This is a genomic window from Pandoraea sp. 64-18, from assembly GCF_001899225.1.
GTDB classification, from domain to species: domain Bacteria; phylum Pseudomonadota; class Gammaproteobacteria; order Burkholderiales; family Burkholderiaceae; genus Pandoraea; species Pandoraea cepalis.
The window spans coordinates 43,270-59,194 of record NZ_MKVU01000012.1 but is presented as its reverse complement, the minus strand read 5'-3'; the positions used below and the strand labels follow the sequence as shown (position 1 = coordinate 59,194).

The window sequence follows — 15,925 nt, the reverse complement described above, 5'->3', positions numbered from 1 at the left end:
CTGTCATACCGTTCCAAATAGCGTCACCAGTTGCGGCGCAATGCTCGCCAGCGGCAGAATCTGCGACGCCGCACCGGCCTCTGCCGCCGCTTTGGGCATGCCATACACCGCACTCGTCTCGCGATCCTGCGCAATCGTGATAAAGCCCTGCGCGCGCATGGCGCCGAGCCCGGCCGCGCCGTCGCGGCCCATGCCCGTGAGCAGCACGCCCACCGCGCGCGCGCCAGTTCTCGGCCACGCTTTGCAGGAAAACGTCGATGGACGGACGATACACCGCGTCCGTCGGGTCGTCGGTAAACGCGCATCGGCCACTCGCGTCCATGCGCAGATGTCGATTGCCGCCAGCGAGCAGCACCACGCCGGCGCTCGGACGCTCGCCCGCTCGCGCCAAACGCACGGTGAGCGGCGTTTGCTGATCGAGCCAGTCCGCCATGCCCGGGGCAAACGCTTCGTCCACGTGCTGTACGACGACCACGCCCGCGCCAAAGTTCACCGGCAATCGCCCCAGCAACGCGGCGAGTGCCGCGGGCCCGCCGGCGGACGCCCCGATGGCGACCAGCATGTCGGTCCTCGCAGGCGCGCGCGGTGGTGCGGCGCTCGGCTGCGGCAGACGCGCGTCGGCCTGCTGGGCCGCGATGGCCTCGATCTTCGCCAGCAGCGACGATGCCGGCCGCGCCCGATCCGTGCCGCCGAGCACCGGCGTGTCGACGGCATCCAGCGCGCCGGCGCCCATCGCGTCGAACACGAGACTCGCATGATGACCCACGTCCGACGTCACGATGAGAATCGGACAGGGCGAGCGCCGCATGATCTCACGCGTGGCCGCCACGCCGTCCATCACGGGCATGACGAGATCCATCAGCACGAGGTCCGGCGGGGTGGGCGTGCACATCGACACCGCCTGTGCCCCATCGTGCGCCACCCATGCCACGTCGAACCCCGGTCGTTGCGCAAGCGTGCGACGCAGCGCCTCGACGGCGATGCTCGAATCGTTGACGATCCCAATCCTCATGACCCCGGCTCCCCGATGAGGTCCACCACGGCGCGCAACAACGCGTCGTCGTGAAAGCTGCCTTTCGCGAGGTAATAATCGGCGCCGGCATCGAGTCCGCGCTGTCGATCCTCCTCACGATCCTTGTAAGACACGATCATGACCGGCAACGCTGCCGTACGCGCGTCGCGCTTGATGAGCGTGACCAGTTCCACGCCGTCCATGCGCGGCATGTCGACGTCGGTAATCACCATATCGAACGTCTCGCTGCGCACGGCATTCCAACCCTCCATACCGTCGACGGCGACGCGCACCTCATAGCCGCGCGCGGCCAGCAGTTTGCGTTCGAGTTCGCGCACGGTCAACGAATCGTCGACGACGAGCACGCGCTTGCTGGCACGTCCGCTCGCCTGGGCGGCGCGCACCGGCACCCGTTCGAGCGACCCCAGCTCCACCGCCTTGGCAATGGAGCGCACCAGATCGGCCGTGTCGATGATGAGCAACGGGGCGCCGTCTTCCGTGAGCGCCCCGGCGGCAATATTGGGTACCTTGCCGAGCCGGGTGTCGAGCGGTTGCACGACGAGCATGCGCTCGCCCAGGAACTTGTCGACGGCCAGCCCGTAACGCGCGTCGCCGTCGCCGAACACGACCACCGGTTGATCCCCCGCCACCGCGACCGGCGCACTGCCGCACAGGACTTGCTGCGCGCTCACGAGTCCGATCTGCTTGCCGTCGAGCGTGAAGTGCGGACGCCCCTCGAGCACAGCGATGTGCTCTTGCGGGAGCGCCAGCGTGCGCGACAGGTTCGCGAGCGGCAACGCATACGGCTCGCCCGCGATCTCCACGAGCAGGCTGCGCACCACGGAGAGCGTGAGCGGCAACTGCAGAATGACTTTCGTGCCGCGCCCCGGCGTGTGCTCGATGCGCACGGTGCCGCGCACCGTCGCCACCATCGCCCGCACCGCGTCGAGTCCAACGCCGCGTCCGGAGACATCCGTCACCGTATCGCGCAGCGTGAAGCCGGGCAGCATCAGGAATTCGAGCAGCTCGCTGTCGTCGAGCCGCTGTGCCGTGTCCGGCGCAGCCAGCCCGCGCGCGACCACCGCCCGTCGCACGCGCTCGAGATCGATGCCCGCACCGTCGTCCGCTACGCTCACAAGCAACAGCCCCGCGCTGTGCCGCGCGCTGAGCGTGATAACGCCCTCGGCCGGCTTGCCCGCCGCCGCGCGCTCGGCCGGGCGCTCCAATCCGTGGTCGACGGCATTGCGCAGCAAATGGCCGAGTGGCGCTTCAAGCTGATCGAGAATGTCGCGGTCGACCGGCGTATGCGCGCCACGAATCTCCAGCCGCGCTGGCTTGCCGAGCGAGCGGCCCAGGTCGCGCACCATGCGCGCAAATCCGCCCAGCCGGTCGTCGAGCGGACGCATCCGGCACGCGAGCGCTTCGTCGTACAGCCGCTGCGACAGTTGCGTCGAGCGACGGTCGAACTCGTCCAGCTCGTGCATCTGCTCGGCCAACAACTGCCCGCCGACGCTCAGTGCGCGTCGCAGATCGGCCAGCGCCGCGAGCAACACCTGACGGTCTTCATCGGAACGATCCACCACTTGCGCAAGCGCCGAGCTCACGCGGTCCAATGCATCGCCCGCCTCATGCTGATGACGCTTGAGCCGCTGCAACGACTGCGCGAACGGCTGCGTCCAGCGCGACGCCACCAACCCTTCGCTGGAGAGTCGCAGCAGTCGGTTCAGATTGTCCGCCGACACACGCAACGCGCGCGACGCGGGGTCGGCGACGTCATTGTCGTTGGTCGTGTCGTAGTTGTCGCGCACGTCGTAGGGCTCGGGCGGGCCGGGCGGGGCCGGCGACGCCGGCGATACGGGCGCGGCGATCGTCATGGCGTCGGGCGCGGGCGGTGTCGCCGACGTCGGCATGCCGTAACTGGCGTAATCGAATGCCGTGGGTTCGGCCGACGGCGTGGGCGTCGCGGCGCTCACGGGGGCGGCATGGGCGGGCGTCTGCACCGCTTCACTCGTCAACGTGGCGAGCTGCCCGGTGAACGACGTGACGAAGGCGTCGATTTCCGCTTTGCCCGCGCCCTGCGCCCAGTTCGGATCGCGGCCCGGCGGATGCGCCAGACGCATCAGCAGATCGACACCCTGCAGCAGGCGGTCGATGAGCGTTGCGTCGAGCAGAAGGGCGCCGCGTTGTGCCGCGACGAAGGCATCTTCGAGCACGTGGGCGAGCGCCACGCCGGCGTCGACGCCCACGATACGCGCCGCCCCCTTGAGCGAATGCGCGGCCCGCATGCAGGCTTCGAGCCGCGACGCGTCGGTCGGCACGCGCTCGAGCGCCAGCAATCCATCGCCGAGCACTTGCGCCTGCGTCTGCGTTTCCATACGGAACAGATCAAGCAGCGTGGCGTCGTGCAGGTCGTCGCTCATGCGAGGCTCCTGTCGAATGCCGCACCCACACGCAACGGATCCAGCACGCCGACAACGTGCTCGCGCCAGGGCAACACGGCGACCGCCAGGCCGTCGCTCGCACCGAACGCCGTCGAGGGCACCGCGCCAAGCGCTTCGCGGGCGGGCGTGACCGTGCCATGCACCTCGGCCACGGGAAACGCGCTCAAGTGGTGACCGTGGCGCAGCGCCAGCAGGCGCGACGCGCTCGCGCGCATCGCATTCGACGGGGCCGTCTCGGCGCGCGGGACCGATTGCACGCCGAGCAGGGCTTCCAAAGACACGCACGGAACGAGCGCGCCGCGCAGGTTGACCAATCCGAGGCAGGCGGGTTGACGGTGTCCGGGCACCGAATGCCAGCCGCACATCGGCGCCACGGATTCGATGGCCGACGCCGGTAGCGCGAGCCATTCGTCGCCCAGACGGAAGAGCAACAGCGGCGTGCCGCGCGCCGCCGCCTCTCGACCCGCCACAGCGCGCCACGGGGCCGGGTCAACCGGCACGACCGGCAGGCGATCGAGCAGTTCGGCCGCCTGGCGGTGCAACGCACCGGGGTGCGAGGGCTCTGGGGAATTCGGGTGGCGTGCGTCGGACACCGAATCGGCCTCATGCACGAAGTCGCGATTTGTCATCGATGTCGGGTCCCGTCACGCGGCACATTGTCAGGTGGTGCACTCGACGTTGTCGCCTTGCGTTGGGTGGCATCCGTGCGTTCGGCACGTTCAGCACGTTCGAGCAGACGACGCGCGCCGGCGGCGTCGCCACGCGCGTCGAGTTGTGCCGCGCAATGCACAAGCGCTTCGTAATGTCCCGGGTCGAGATACAGCGCACGACGATAATGGACGAGTGCGCCCTGAGCATCGCCCCGCGCGTCTTCGACCAAGCCGAGCAGATACTCGGCCTGCGCGTTCGCGCGATCGGTCGCAAGCACGGTGCGGCACAATGCGACGGCGCGCACAAAATCGCCCGCGTCGGCCGCCACGCGCGCCTGTTCGAGTTGCGCATCGACGGCAGCGGCATTGGACGCAGCGGCAGCAGCGGTAGCGGACGCAGCCGCAACAGCGGCGCGGGGCGCTGCGGGCGGCTTCGCCACAACGTTCGGCCTCGCCTGCAGCGGGGCAGGCGTGCCCGTGAGACCGACATGGGCCACGAACCGACCCTCGGCGCGTCGCTGCGCCGCGGCGTCGACGGCACTCACCGGCGGCATCATGTTGAACGATTCGAGCGTTCCCGCAATGCGCGACACGCCGGCGGGTGGTGGCACCACGTCGCGCACCGGCCCGGCGACGCGAAACGCGAACGCCTGCACGTGTCCGGTCGACGTCAAGCCATTGCTGGTCAATGTGCCGCCTTCCGCCGGCCCGGCGAAGAGTGTCGCGCCCATGCGCATGAGGCGTTCGAGCGCGGCGATCGCCCGGCGCTGCCCTTCGCGGTCGAAGTAGATCAGCACGTTGCGGAAGAACACGAAGTCGAACGTGCCCAGCCGATCGACCAGCGTGGCATCGAACAGATTGCCCGCGTGCCAGCGCACCTGTGTGCTCAGCGCCCCGACGACGCGATAGCCGTCGTCATCCGGCGTGAAATAGCGTTCGCGAAACGACAGCGATTCGGGCGGGCCGCGAAACGAGTTGCGACCGTAGCGCCCCTCACGCGCGAGGGCAAGTCCACGTTCACTGATATCGAGCGCGTCGACGGTGAAATCGCTGGCACCGAACCCCGCGTCGAACATCGCCATGGCCATCGAGTAGGGTTCCTCGCCCGTGGCACACGGCAGGCTCAACAGCCTCAGCGGCTGGCCTTCACGCACCGTGCCGCGTCGCGTGGCCCGTTCGTCGCGCGCCAATTGCCCCAGCACCGTGAACGCCTCGCGATGCCGGAAGAACCATGTCTCGGGCACGACGACCGCTTCGATCAACGCCTGAAGCTCCTGCGGCGATTGCTGCAGCCATTGCCAGTATTGCGAATAGGCGGGTGCGTCTTGCATCTCGGGTGGGAGCGCGGCAAGCCGCGCGCGCACGGCACGCTCGATGGCATGTGCCCCGAGCGTTTGCGCGTCGAGCCCCATGGTCTCGCGCAGCAGGCGTTCGATGTCGTGGACACGGCTCATGACGACGCCTCCGGTGTCTCGGCCAACGCGTCGCGCGCGGCGTCGAAGAGCAGCGCGCGCGCCTCGTCGGTCAGCAGTTGATCGATTCGCACCCACTGCACGAGGCCGTCGTCGGTGTCGAGCACGGGGCCGAGGTAACGGCCTTCGGGCAGATCGACACCGCTCGCCTGGAACGCCGAGGCGTCGGCGCGCAACGTGTCGGTCGCGCGCTCGACGCGCACCCCGAGACGGCGCGCATTGGGCCCGGGCGCCGGGTAATGCACGAGCACCAGACGCGTGGATCGGCGCTCGGGCGCGCTCACCCCCGTGGCCAGCCGCGTCAGGTCGATAACGGGCACCGGCTCGCCACGATAGCTGAACGCCCCGGCCACCCACGCCGGCGCGGCAGGCAGGTGCTTGAGCGCGAGCCACGGCAGCACCTCAGCCACCTGACTGGCTTCGATGACGTAGTGATCGGTCCCGATGGCGAAACGCAGGAACAACATGGCGAGGTCCGCGAATGACGAAGTGGCGCGTTACTTCACGCCAGCCCCACGGGCGGCAGCGTCTGCACCTTGAAGCGCGAGACGCCGCTCTTGAGTCCGTTGGCGACGTGATTGAGTTCTTCGATGGCCTGACTCGATTGCTGCAGCGATTCGGCGGTCTGCTGCGCCGCCTCGGAGAGTTGCACCAGCGCCTGATTGATCTGCTCGGCCCCGGTCGCCTGCGCCTGCATGCCTTCGTTGACGACCTGGAAGCGCGGCGAAAGCGTTTGCACCTGCGCGATGATCTGGGCGAGCTGATCGCCGACCTGACGCATCTCGTCCATGCCGCGCCGCACCTCCTCGGTGAACTTGTCCATGCCCATCACCCCGGCCGACACGGCCGATTGAATCTCCTTGATCATCTGTTCGATGTCGTAAGTGGCCACCGCCGTCTGATCGGCCAGCCGCCGGATCTCGGTCGCCACCACGGCAAAGCCGCGTCCGTACTCGCCCGCCTTTTCGGCCTCGATGGCCGCATTGAGCGAGAGCAGGTTGGTCTGGTCGGCCACCTTCGTGATCGTAGTGACGACCTGATTGATGTTGCCCGCCTTCTCGTTGAGGATGCCGAGCTTGCCGTTGACCGACCCCGCCGCCTCCACGACGTGACGCATGGCGTCCTCCATGCGCGTGAGGCCAACGTGCCCCGTGCCCGCCAGCGACGCCGCATGTTCGGCCACGCCCGCGACCTCGGTCATGGTGCGGGCCAGATCGCGCGACGTAGCGAAGATCTCGCGCGAGGTCGCGCCGATTTCCGTCGTCGTCGCCGCCGTCTCCGAGGCCGTGGCTTGCTGCTCACGCGACGTGGCGGCAATCTCGGTCACCGACGTCGTTACCTGCAACGCCGACTTCTGCGCCTGTCCGACCAGCCCCGTGAGTTCATCCGTCATCCGGTTGAAGCCCGCCTCCAGCGCGCCGAATTCGTCGCGCCGGTCCAGATCGAGACGCTGCGTCAGATCGCCCGAGCGCATCACTTCCAGAATCTGCATGACACTCCCGAGCGGCACACTGATGGCGCGGAACAGCAACCAGCCGCACAGCAACGCGCACGCGAGCGCCACGACCAGCGTGATGAGCAGCGTTGCCTGAGCCGCCGTCACAGACTGGCTGATATTGCGAGTCGACTCGTCAGCAAAGGTCTTGTTGGTATCGACCATATGCTGGATCGCCGTGCGCCCGCGGCCCCACTCCGGGTAAAGCTGCTCCGACACCATCGAACGCGCCGCGGCGATCTGACCGTCGGCAACCAGCTTGAGCACCTGATTGCTGACGCTGCCATACTGCTGGCGCACGCTGCGCACCTCGTCGTACTGGACGCGGTCGATGCTGCGGTTGACGGTCGTGCCGTATTCCTTGATCCAGTCGTCGATCTTGCCATTGGCGGCGCGAAGCACATCGAGATCGCTCGCTCGGGCCTTGTCGTTGTCGTCGACGGACACGACCTGCTGAAGCATCTGGTAGCTCTCGAACCAGGCGCCGCGCAGCATCGTGCTGTAGTACAGGCCGGGCGTGGAGTCGGTCTCCACGCTGATCGCCTCCTGCTGGATGGTCATCAGCCGCGTAAAGGCGATGCCGGCCATGAGGGCCATCAAGGCGATGATCAGGCCAAAACTGGCCAGAATGCGATGTCGGATCGACCAGTGTTTCACGCCGCGCTCCCGTTCGTTGTGCATACCCGGTGCCGGGGGAGGGGCGACGCGGGCCTGTTTGAGGTTACGCCGATTCTATTACAGTGGCCCGGTCGGGCAACGTCGGTCAGACCTTGTATTTGGGTTTATTTCTGAATTGAGGCGGTCCGGGCACCCGCGGCGGCGCCCGCAACGGCCATTCAGCGGGTCAGGTCGCGAAGGGCGTCGGCCGTCATGGGCACGAGCGCGAGTGGGGCTGCGGCCGCCGTCAACGCGCCGAGCGACGCCGCGTTATCGGGCGAGACGCTGCCATCCGGCAGGTAGAGATTGTTTTCGAAGCCGATCCGGGCGTGACCCCCATGCAACACGGCCGCCAGCGCGCACTCCGCCTCGCGCGGTCCGAACGCGCACATCGCCCACGGTGTGGCCGTGATCGCCTCGCCCAGCGCTTGTGCCCCCGTCTGCCAGGCCGCGAGAAACGGCAGCAGGTCCGACGGCGACGACAACTGCCCCTTGCTGTAACGGCCCAGTACGAACAAGACCCAATGACGGCCCGGACGGATCGCCCCGCTGGCTCGCAAGCGCCAGTAGTGCGCCACATCCTGGGTGTCGTACAGGATGTACTGCGTCGTGATCCGGGCTTGCCAGAGCCACGCGAAGAACGCTTCGGCGGCGGGCGCATGCGCTGCGTCGGGCAGCACTTCGCGCAACGCCACCGAAATCGCTTCGGGATGCAAGGCACGCACCGTCGCGATTTGTTGCTCGGGGGTATAACAGCCGACTGCCTCGGTCGTCACCTGCAGTACGAGTTCGTTGCCGACGGCACGTTGCACCGCATCGATCCCCGCCGTGTAGTCGGACACTTCGAGGCTGTGCGTGCCATCGGCCTTGCGAACGTGCAGGTGGATCATCGCCGCGCCCGCGTCCAGACAGGCCTTGGCGCATGCACCGAGTTCGTCCGGCGTCATGGGCAGCGCACGATGATCGACGTGCGTGCGTCGGGCGCCGTTGGGCGCGACGGCCAGCGCGAAAGTCCGTGTCGTGCCGGTCATCATGCGCCTCCCGTCATCACGCCGGTGACGTCGGCCACCGCCAACGCCAACCGTTCCACGATGCGGTCGATGTCCGCCGGCTGACAGATGAACGGCGGTGCGATCAACGCGTGATCGCCATGCACGCCATCGACCGTGCCCCCCATCGGATAGATCAGCAGACCGCGCGCCTTGGCCGCCGCCTTGAGCCGTGCGTGCATCTTGTCGGCCGTCGGGAGTGTCTGCCTGGTCGCACGGTCGGCGACGAATTCGACACCGACGAACAGCCCCCGGCCACGCACATCGCCCACGTTAGGGTGATCTGCGAAGACTTCGCGCAGGCGCTCACGCAGTTGCTCGCCACGCGCTTGCACGTTCTCCAGCAGATGCTCCTCGGCAATCGTGCGCTGCACGGCCAGCGCCGCCGCGCAGGCCATCGCGTGCCCCAGATACGTGTGACCGTGCTGGAAGAAGCCCGAGCCGCCGACCACGGCATTGAAGATTTTATCGGTGCACAGCATCGCTCCGATCGGCTGATAGCCAGCGCCCAGTCCCTTGGCGATGACGAGAATGTCCGGCACCACGCCGTCTTCCTCGCACGCGAACAGGTAGCCCGTGCGCCCCATGCCCGACATCACTTCGTCGAGCAGCAGGAGCACGCCGTACTTGTCACACACGGCGCGAATGCGTTTGAAATAGTCGCCCACCGGCGGCACCGCGCCCGCCGTCGCGCCCACCACGGTTTCCGCGACAAACGCGATCACCCGATCGGCGCCGAGTTCGAGGATTTTCGCTTCGAGTTCGTCGGCCAGACGCTGGACATACGCAGCGTCACCCTCGCCCTCAAGCCGTTCGCGATACGCGAAGCAGGGCGAAACGTGGTGCGCCGGCACCAGCAGCGGCAGGAACGGCTCGCGTCGCCACGCGTTACCGCCGATGGCCAGCGCACCAAGGGTGTTGCCGTGATAGCTCTGACGGCGCGCAATGAAGTACTGACGCTGCGGCTGGCCGATCTCGACGAAGTACTGCCGCGCCAGCTTGAGTGCCGCCTCCACGCCCTCCGATCCGCCACTGACGAAATACACGTGATTCAAATCGCCGGGCGCGCTCGCGGCCAGCGTGTCGGCCAATTGCTCGGCGACTTCCGTCGTGAAGAACGAGGTATGCGCGTAAGCCAGTTGCGCCGCCTGCTGCTGCATCGCCTCGATCACGCGCGGGTGACCGTGTCCCAGACATGAGACGGCCGCGCCGCCGCATGCGTCGAGATAACGCTGGCCCGTGCTGTCGATCAGCTCGATGCCCTGGCCGCCGACCGCGACGGGCAAGGTTTGGCGCGGATTGCGGTGAAACACATGAGTCATGCCTGAACCTCTGACGGAAAGATGGCGCGTCGCGCGATGACCGCTCAGCCACCCATTTACGCGAACGATGGGGCTCAGTGTAGGGGCATCGCGTCGCTTTTGCAACATATGTTTCACTCGTTTTGTTGTCGCAACACTTTGCTCAATCGCCTGAACTTGCCCGACGCTTGCGCATCGGCCGGGCCGACGGGGGAAAGCGCGTGCGTGGTCGGGGCATTTCATGCAACAATCGTTACATTCCCTCGTCGCCGTGTTGCCATCCCCTATGCCTGAAGCTCCCGCGTTGCCGCAGACGCTCGAACAACTCAACACCTTGCTGCGCGCGCGCTATCCCCAGCTCAGCCCGCAATTTCAGGCGGGCGCGCGTTTCTTGCTCGACCACCCGCAGCGTGTTCCGATCAGCTCCATGCGTGCGATTGCCGCCGAGGCGGGCGTGCAGCCGGCCACCTTCGTGCGACTCGCGCAGCATCTCGGCTTCGACGGTTGGCACGGCCTGCGCGAACTGTTTCTCGAATCGATCCGGCTGGGGCCGCAGCCCTATGCGAGTCGCGCTCGTCAGGTCATCCGTGAGGGCGATGCCGCCCGCATGGTGCCCGAGATGTTCCGCGTGCAGCACAACAACCTCGACCTGACCGAAGCGGGCGCGAATGCGTCGCTGGGAGCGGCCGTCGATTTGCTTGCCAATGCGGGCACCGTGCATGTCGCCGGCTTCCGGGCGTGCTTTCCCATCGCGTTCACGTTCCAATACATCTATCGGCTGTTCCGGCCGACGGTGCATCTGATTCGCGGCGAGGCCGGCACGCTCGAGATGGAGTTGCGTGCGCTCTCGGCACGCGATGTGGTGGTCGTCATCAGCTTTGCCCCGTATTCGAACGAAGCGCTGATCGTCGCGCGAGCGGCACGCTCGGCGGGGGCGCGTGTGCTCGCGCTCACCGACTCCACGGTCTCGCCGCTCGCCCTCGACGCCGATGCGACGGTGCTGTTCTCGCATGAGAGTCCGTCGTTCTTTCCGTCGATCACCGCCGGGATCGCCGTCGTCGAGACGCTCGTGGAAATGCTGCTCGCCCGAAAGGGGCGCGGGGCGGTGCGCGCCCTGGAACTGGCCGAAGACCAGTTGCACGGCACCGGCGCTTACGTGAGCCCGACGGGGGGTGAGGGAAGCGCGGGAAGCGGCACCCGCGTCAAACGAGACGCGTGAGCGTAGCGGCCGGGCGGCGTAGCGTCACCGCGAGCGCGGCGCTGCCCGCGATCAACGCCGCAGCCAACAGGGCCAAGGCGACGAGCATGCCCACGTGGTCCGCGAGCCAGCCAATCGTGACCGCCGGCACCGAGAAGCCGAAATACGCGAACAGGAAGTACCCCGCCACCGCACGTGCGCGCATGGCCGGCGCGACCGCCGCATTGACCGCCGCCAACCCGCCCAGATAAGTGAAGCCGTAACACGCCGAACTGGCGATCGCCGCACCGGCCAGCAATACGGGCAAGTTCGCATAACCGACCCCGAACGTCAGCACCACGAAGCCGAGCGGCACGAGCAAAAGTCCGGCGCGCACCGCCTGAACGGGTGCCATGCGTCGCGCGGCCGGTTGAAACAACAATCCCGTCGAGATCACGAAAAACGTGGCAAATCCCGCCCACGCCTCGTGCCCGCGCGCTGCCAGCGCCGCTGGCACCACGCCGATGACGACGCCCACCGCAGCCCACGCGAGTAGTATCGCCATGCCCAGCGGGACGGTGCCGGGCGCAAGCACCGGCCAGCGCAACCACGATGTGCTCCGATGACGCACCGGCGCGGGCAGCGCCGCCACCGCAACGGCCGCCACAAAGGCGAACGGCAGATACGCCCACAGACTCACGGGCGGCAGCGTCGACGGTGCCGCCACGAGGCACACGCCGGTGAGGAGCGCGCCAGTGCCAAAGCCCAGCGATGTGGCCGCCGCGACAAGCGCCGCCCCGCGCGTGGCTGCGTCTTCGCGCGTGCCATATAGCTCGGTCATGTACGCGGTGCCGCTGCCCGCCACGAGTCCCGTCGCCAATCCGTAACATGCCCTGGCGCCACCAAGTGCGACGAGTGTCGGCCAGTGCAGCGTCAGCGCCGTGCCTACCAGACCAAGCAGCAACGCGATGGCCAACGGCACGCGGTGCCCCACACGATCGGACAATCCCGCGAGAAACAGCAATGTCGGCACGAGCGCGCCGACATAGCACGCGAAGGCAAGCGCCTGCGCCCCCGCGCCGTGCCCGCTTGCCGCGGCATAGTGCGGCACCAGCGGCGCTTGCAGATTCACGGCGAACGTGACGACGAATAACTGTAGCGCCAGCAACGGAATCGCCCAGCGCGGCGTTGTTTGGGGTGACTGGCAAGGGTCTGTGTCGACTGGGATCAAGGAATGAGTCATGCAGTGAGCCAACAATGAAGCGACCGTAAATGGCCAAGGAGGACGCGGTATGGCTTCAAGTATTGCCAGCTCGCCAATCCAGTGCAATTATTGAATTGTCCCGATATCAATTTCCGTCCCCGCGCTTCGCATGGCTGCCCCTGCCCGCTATATCGAACACGTCGAACGTCTCGCCGAAGCCATTGCGGGCGGCGAACTCGCATCGGGCGCCCGACTGCCACCGCAACGCGATTACGCCGATGCGCACGGACTTGCCCTCTCCACCGTTACACGGATTTACACCGAACTCGCGCGACGTGGCCTAGCCGTCGGCGAAGTGGGGCGCGGCACTTTCGTGCGCTCGCCTGCCGTCGGCGCGGCGGCGGCGTTCGCGCAATGGGCCCCCGCGCCGGGCGCGATCGGCGGTGTCGATCTGGCGTTCAACTATCCGGTCTTGCCCGAGCAGACCGACGCGTTGCGTCAAGCACTGCGAGAGACGGCCGCCGCTGGGGACCTGAGCGCCTTGCTCGCCCACACGCCACACGACGGGCATCCGTCCGATCGGCGAGCGGCGGCGCAATGGCTATCCCGGCGCGACGGCACGCCCGTCTCGCCCGATGAGCTCGTCATCTGTGCCGGAGGCCAGCACGCGCTTGACGTTCTGCAGTTGGCGCTGTGTCGCGCGGGCGAGCCGGTAGCCGTCGAAGCCCTGACGTATCCCGGCTGGAAAGCGCTCGCGGCCTTGCGTGATATTCCACTCGTTGCCGTGTCGATGACACCGGGAGGGCTCGATCCGGGGGCACTCGATACGGCGTGTCGCGCGCTTGCAGGACGTTTGCGCCTCGTCTACACGATGCCCACGCTGCATAACCCGCTGGGGGCTGTGATGCCGCTCGCACAGCGGCGGGCGCTAGTGGAGGTGGCGCGGCGTCACGACCTGCTGCTGGTGGACGACAGCGCCTACGGCTTTCTCGTCGCCGACGCCCCGCCCGCCCTTCGCCTGCTCGCGCCCGAGCGTACGGTTGAGGTTTGCAGTCTCTCCAAGCCGGGCGCGCCGGGCCTGCGTATCGCCTATCTGGTTGCGCCGCCCGCGTTGCTGCCACGTGTGCACGCGGCAATGCGGGCGAGCGCCTGGAGTGCGGCGCCGTTGATGGCGCAATTGGCGTCGCGCTGGCTCGGCGACGGCACGATCGATCGCTGGACGACGCGCAAGCGCGCGTTGGCGGCGCAGCGTCAGACCATCGCGCAGGCCTGCTTCGCGGGCCTTGGCGCTACGGGGTATGTCGGGGCGTTTCACCAGTTGCTGCCCGTGCCCGCGCCGACGCGCTGCGACGACGTCGTCGCGGCCCTGCAAATGCGGGGGATTGCGGTGACGCCCGTCGACGCGTTCGCTGCGCCCGGGCAGACGGCGCCCGCCGCCATCCGCATCGCCCTGGGTACGCCGCAGAGCGACACCGTGCTCAAGGCCGCGCTCGAGCAGGTCGCCGATGTCGTGAAAGCACTCGCGCGCCGATGACGCACAGGATGACGCCGCCCCTGGTTTCTTTTATGATCGATGCGCTCGCCTGCGGCGAAGGCGTCGACGCAAGACCCGACGCGGCGTTGCGCAGGATCCGTCCCCCTGTCGACACTCTCAAGGACTCCGAATGTCGCCTTTCCGTCTGTCGCTTGCCCGCTCGTTCGGGCTTGGCACGGCGCTCGTCGTCGGCGCCACCCTGGCCGCGCCGGCGTTTGCCGCCTCCAACCTTCTCTTCATGAGCAACTCGCCGCTGGCCTATCTGCACAAGGCCGACAATGCGTCGCTCGCCAAAGCGGCCAGCAACGTGCTGTCCCATCAGCAGGACAACGAAACCGTCGACTGGAGCAACAAGGGCACCGGCAACCCCGTGGCCATTACAGCGCAACTCACGCCGACCAACACCCAGAAAGACGACACCCGTACCTGCCGCGACCTGATCTTGGTTCTCGGCGCAAAGGGGCAGGAAGTCACCCTCAAGCTGCCGACCTGCAAGAAGGGCGATAACGGCCAATGGGAACTGCAAAAGCGCGGCGCTCAGTAAGCATTCAGTCGTCCTCCAGGCAAAAAAACCGCTGGCCCGTGATTTTCGGGACCCGCGGTTTTTCATTGCGCCACCCGTGCGCCGGGCACGGGTGAATCCTGCCGACAGCCGCCTCAGGCCGCCGCCGTCTTCTTGTGGCCTTCGACGTCGGGCAACAGGATCGTCACGATCCCGAGCAGCGGCAAATAGGCACAGACGTGGTAGACGAAGTCGATACTCGTCGAGTCGGCCAGTTGTCCGAGCACGGCCGCGCCCACGCCACCCATCCCGAATGCGAAGCCGAAGAACAGCCCCGACACCGTTCCGACCTTGCCCGGAATCAACTCCTGCGCATAGACGAGAATCGCCGAGAACGCCGACGCCAGGATCAAGCCGATCACCACCGTCAGGATGCCGGTCCAGAACAGGTCCGCATACGGCAGCATCAGCGTGAAGGGTGCCGCCCCCAGGATCGACCCCCAGATCACATACTTGCGACCGATCTTGTCGCCCAGCGGACCGCCGATCATCGTGCCCGCCGCCACGGCGAACAGGAATACGAACAGATGCACCTGGGCGCTTTGCACCGACACATGGAACTTGCTGATCAGATAGAACGTGAAGTAGCTGCTGATGCTCGCGAGATAGAAGTACTTCGAGAAGATCAGCACCAGCAGAATGCCGATGGCGAACATCACCTTGCCGCGCGACAGGTGGGCGTGCCCGCCTCGGCGCGCGGCCGGTTTGCCCTTGCTCGCGGCGCGCTGCCCGGCGTACCAGCGACTGACGTGGAACAGCACGAAGATCGCGACGAGCGCGGCCACGGAAAACCACGCCACGCTGCCACGGCCATGCGGTGCAATGATGAGCGCCGCAAGTAACGGGCCGAGTGACGAACCGACATTGCCGCCGACCTGGAAAAACGATTGCGCCAGGCCGTGGCGTCCGCCCGAGGCCATGCGCGCCACGCGCGACGACTCGGGGTGGAACACCGACGAGCCCATGCCGACCAGCGCGGCGGCCACGAGCAGCATGCCGAAGTTCGGCGCGACAGCCAGCAGCAGCAGGCCAGCCAGCGTAAAGCCCATGCCGACCGGCAGGGAATACGGCTTCGGATGTTTGTCGGTGTATAGGCCTACGACCGGCTGCAGCAACGACGCCGTGACCTGGTAGGTCAGCGTAATCAGACCGACCTGCGCGAAGCTCAGATCGAAACTCGCCTTGAGCAGTGGGTAGATGGCCAGGATCAACGACTGGATCATGTCGTTGAGCAAATGGGAGAAGCTGATCGCGGACAGCACACGGAACGCGGTGCCTTTGGCGGCCGGCGAGGGAGCGCCGGGAAGGGACGTGACAGGTTGGCTCGACATGGGAGGGGGATTTGACGTCAAAAGCTTCAGGAAATCAGCA

The 15,925-nt window shown here is 67.2% G+C and carries 12 protein-coding genes and 1 pseudogene; 3 read left to right on the top strand and 10 right to left on the bottom strand.

Translation table 11 applies throughout. The annotated features are described in order from the left end of the window. Positions 1 to 3 precede the first annotated feature (3 nt). From cheB to BGP02_RS08745, 8 genes and pseudogenes are all read right to left on the bottom strand, one after another. Positions 4 to 1,012, bottom strand: a pseudogene (gene cheB / locus BGP02_RS08780) (chemotaxis-specific protein-glutamate methyltransferase CheB). Next, complete coding sequence (locus BGP02_RS08775) at positions 1,009 to 3,432, bottom strand: hybrid sensor histidine kinase/response regulator (RefSeq protein ID WP_268567124.1); 2,424 nt, start codon at positions 3,430 to 3,432, stop codon at positions 1,009 to 1,011. Before BGP02_RS08775 ends, cheB begins: the two are co-directional and overlap by 4 nt. Next, positions 3,429 to 4,082 (bottom strand): chemotaxis protein CheW, encoded by a 654-nt coding sequence (locus BGP02_RS08770; protein ID WP_286798378.1) that lies wholly within the window; start codon positions 4,080 to 4,082, stop codon positions 3,429 to 3,431. The genes BGP02_RS08775 and BGP02_RS08770 overlap by 4 nt, the downstream gene beginning before the upstream one ends. Continuing rightward, entirely contained in the window at positions 4,079 to 5,557 is a 1,479-nt protein-coding gene (locus tag BGP02_RS08765; protein ID WP_268567123.1) for a CheR family methyltransferase, read from the bottom strand. Before BGP02_RS08765 ends, BGP02_RS08770 begins: the two co-directional genes overlap by 4 nt. Beyond that, positions 5,554 to 6,042, bottom strand: a complete 489-nt coding sequence (locus tag BGP02_RS08760; protein ID WP_017233682.1) for a chemotaxis protein CheW — start codon at positions 6,040 to 6,042, stop codon at positions 5,554 to 5,556. Before BGP02_RS08760 ends, BGP02_RS08765 begins: the two co-directional genes overlap by 4 nt. 35 nt (positions 6,043 to 6,077) lie before the next feature. Next, a complete protein-coding gene (locus tag BGP02_RS08755) occupies positions 6,078 to 7,751 on the bottom strand; it encodes a methyl-accepting chemotaxis protein (RefSeq protein WP_017233683.1) in 1,674 nt (557 codons plus the stop codon). A gap of 155 nt (positions 7,752 to 7,906) precedes the next feature. Further along, complete coding sequence (locus BGP02_RS08750; protein WP_017233684.1) at positions 7,907 to 8,758, bottom strand: beta-keto acid cleavage family enzyme; 852 nt, start codon at positions 8,756 to 8,758, stop codon at positions 7,907 to 7,909. Beyond that, the gene (locus BGP02_RS08745; RefSeq protein ID WP_261939430.1) at positions 8,758 to 10,098 is read right to left on the bottom strand and encodes an aspartate aminotransferase family protein; all 1,341 of its coding nucleotides are present in this window, start codon (positions 10,096 to 10,098) and stop codon (positions 8,758 to 8,760) included. The genes BGP02_RS08750 and BGP02_RS08745 overlap by 1 nt, the downstream gene beginning before the upstream one ends. A 265-nt stretch (positions 10,099 to 10,363) precedes the next feature. Here BGP02_RS08745 and BGP02_RS08740 point away from each other — a divergent pair, with 265 nt between their 5' ends. Continuing rightward, positions 10,364 to 11,296, top strand: coding sequence for a MurR/RpiR family transcriptional regulator (locus tag BGP02_RS08740; protein ID WP_051060163.1), 933 nt, complete (start codon positions 10,364 to 10,366; stop codon positions 11,294 to 11,296). On the opposite strand, the gene BGP02_RS08735 is transcribed toward BGP02_RS08740, so the two are convergent. After that, positions 11,280 to 12,497, bottom strand: a complete 1,218-nt coding sequence (locus BGP02_RS08735) for an MFS transporter (RefSeq protein ID WP_261939431.1) — start codon at positions 12,495 to 12,497, stop codon at positions 11,280 to 11,282. The two genes, BGP02_RS08740 and BGP02_RS08735, sit on opposite strands and share 17 nt — an antisense overlap. Positions 12,498 to 12,627: 130 nt before the next feature. Here BGP02_RS08735 and BGP02_RS08730 point away from each other — a divergent pair, with 130 nt between their 5' ends. Together BGP02_RS08730 and BGP02_RS08725 are read left to right on the top strand one after the other, a co-directional pair. Beyond that, positions 12,628 to 13,992, top strand: a complete 1,365-nt coding sequence (locus BGP02_RS08730) for an aminotransferase-like domain-containing protein (protein WP_017233688.1) — start codon at positions 12,628 to 12,630, stop codon at positions 13,990 to 13,992. 130 nt (positions 13,993 to 14,122) lie between these two features. Continuing rightward, complete coding sequence (locus BGP02_RS08725) at positions 14,123 to 14,536, top strand: RT0821/Lpp0805 family surface protein (protein ID WP_017233689.1); 414 nt, start codon at positions 14,123 to 14,125, stop codon at positions 14,534 to 14,536. A 113-nt stretch (positions 14,537 to 14,649) separates the two neighbouring features. Here BGP02_RS08725 and BGP02_RS08720 read toward each other — a convergent pair whose 3' ends face one another. Next, positions 14,650 to 15,885: an MFS transporter gene (locus BGP02_RS08720; protein WP_017233690.1), complete on the bottom strand. Its 1,236-nt coding sequence runs from the start codon at positions 15,883 to 15,885 to the stop codon at positions 14,650 to 14,652. Positions 15,886 to 15,925: the final 40 nt, after the last annotated feature.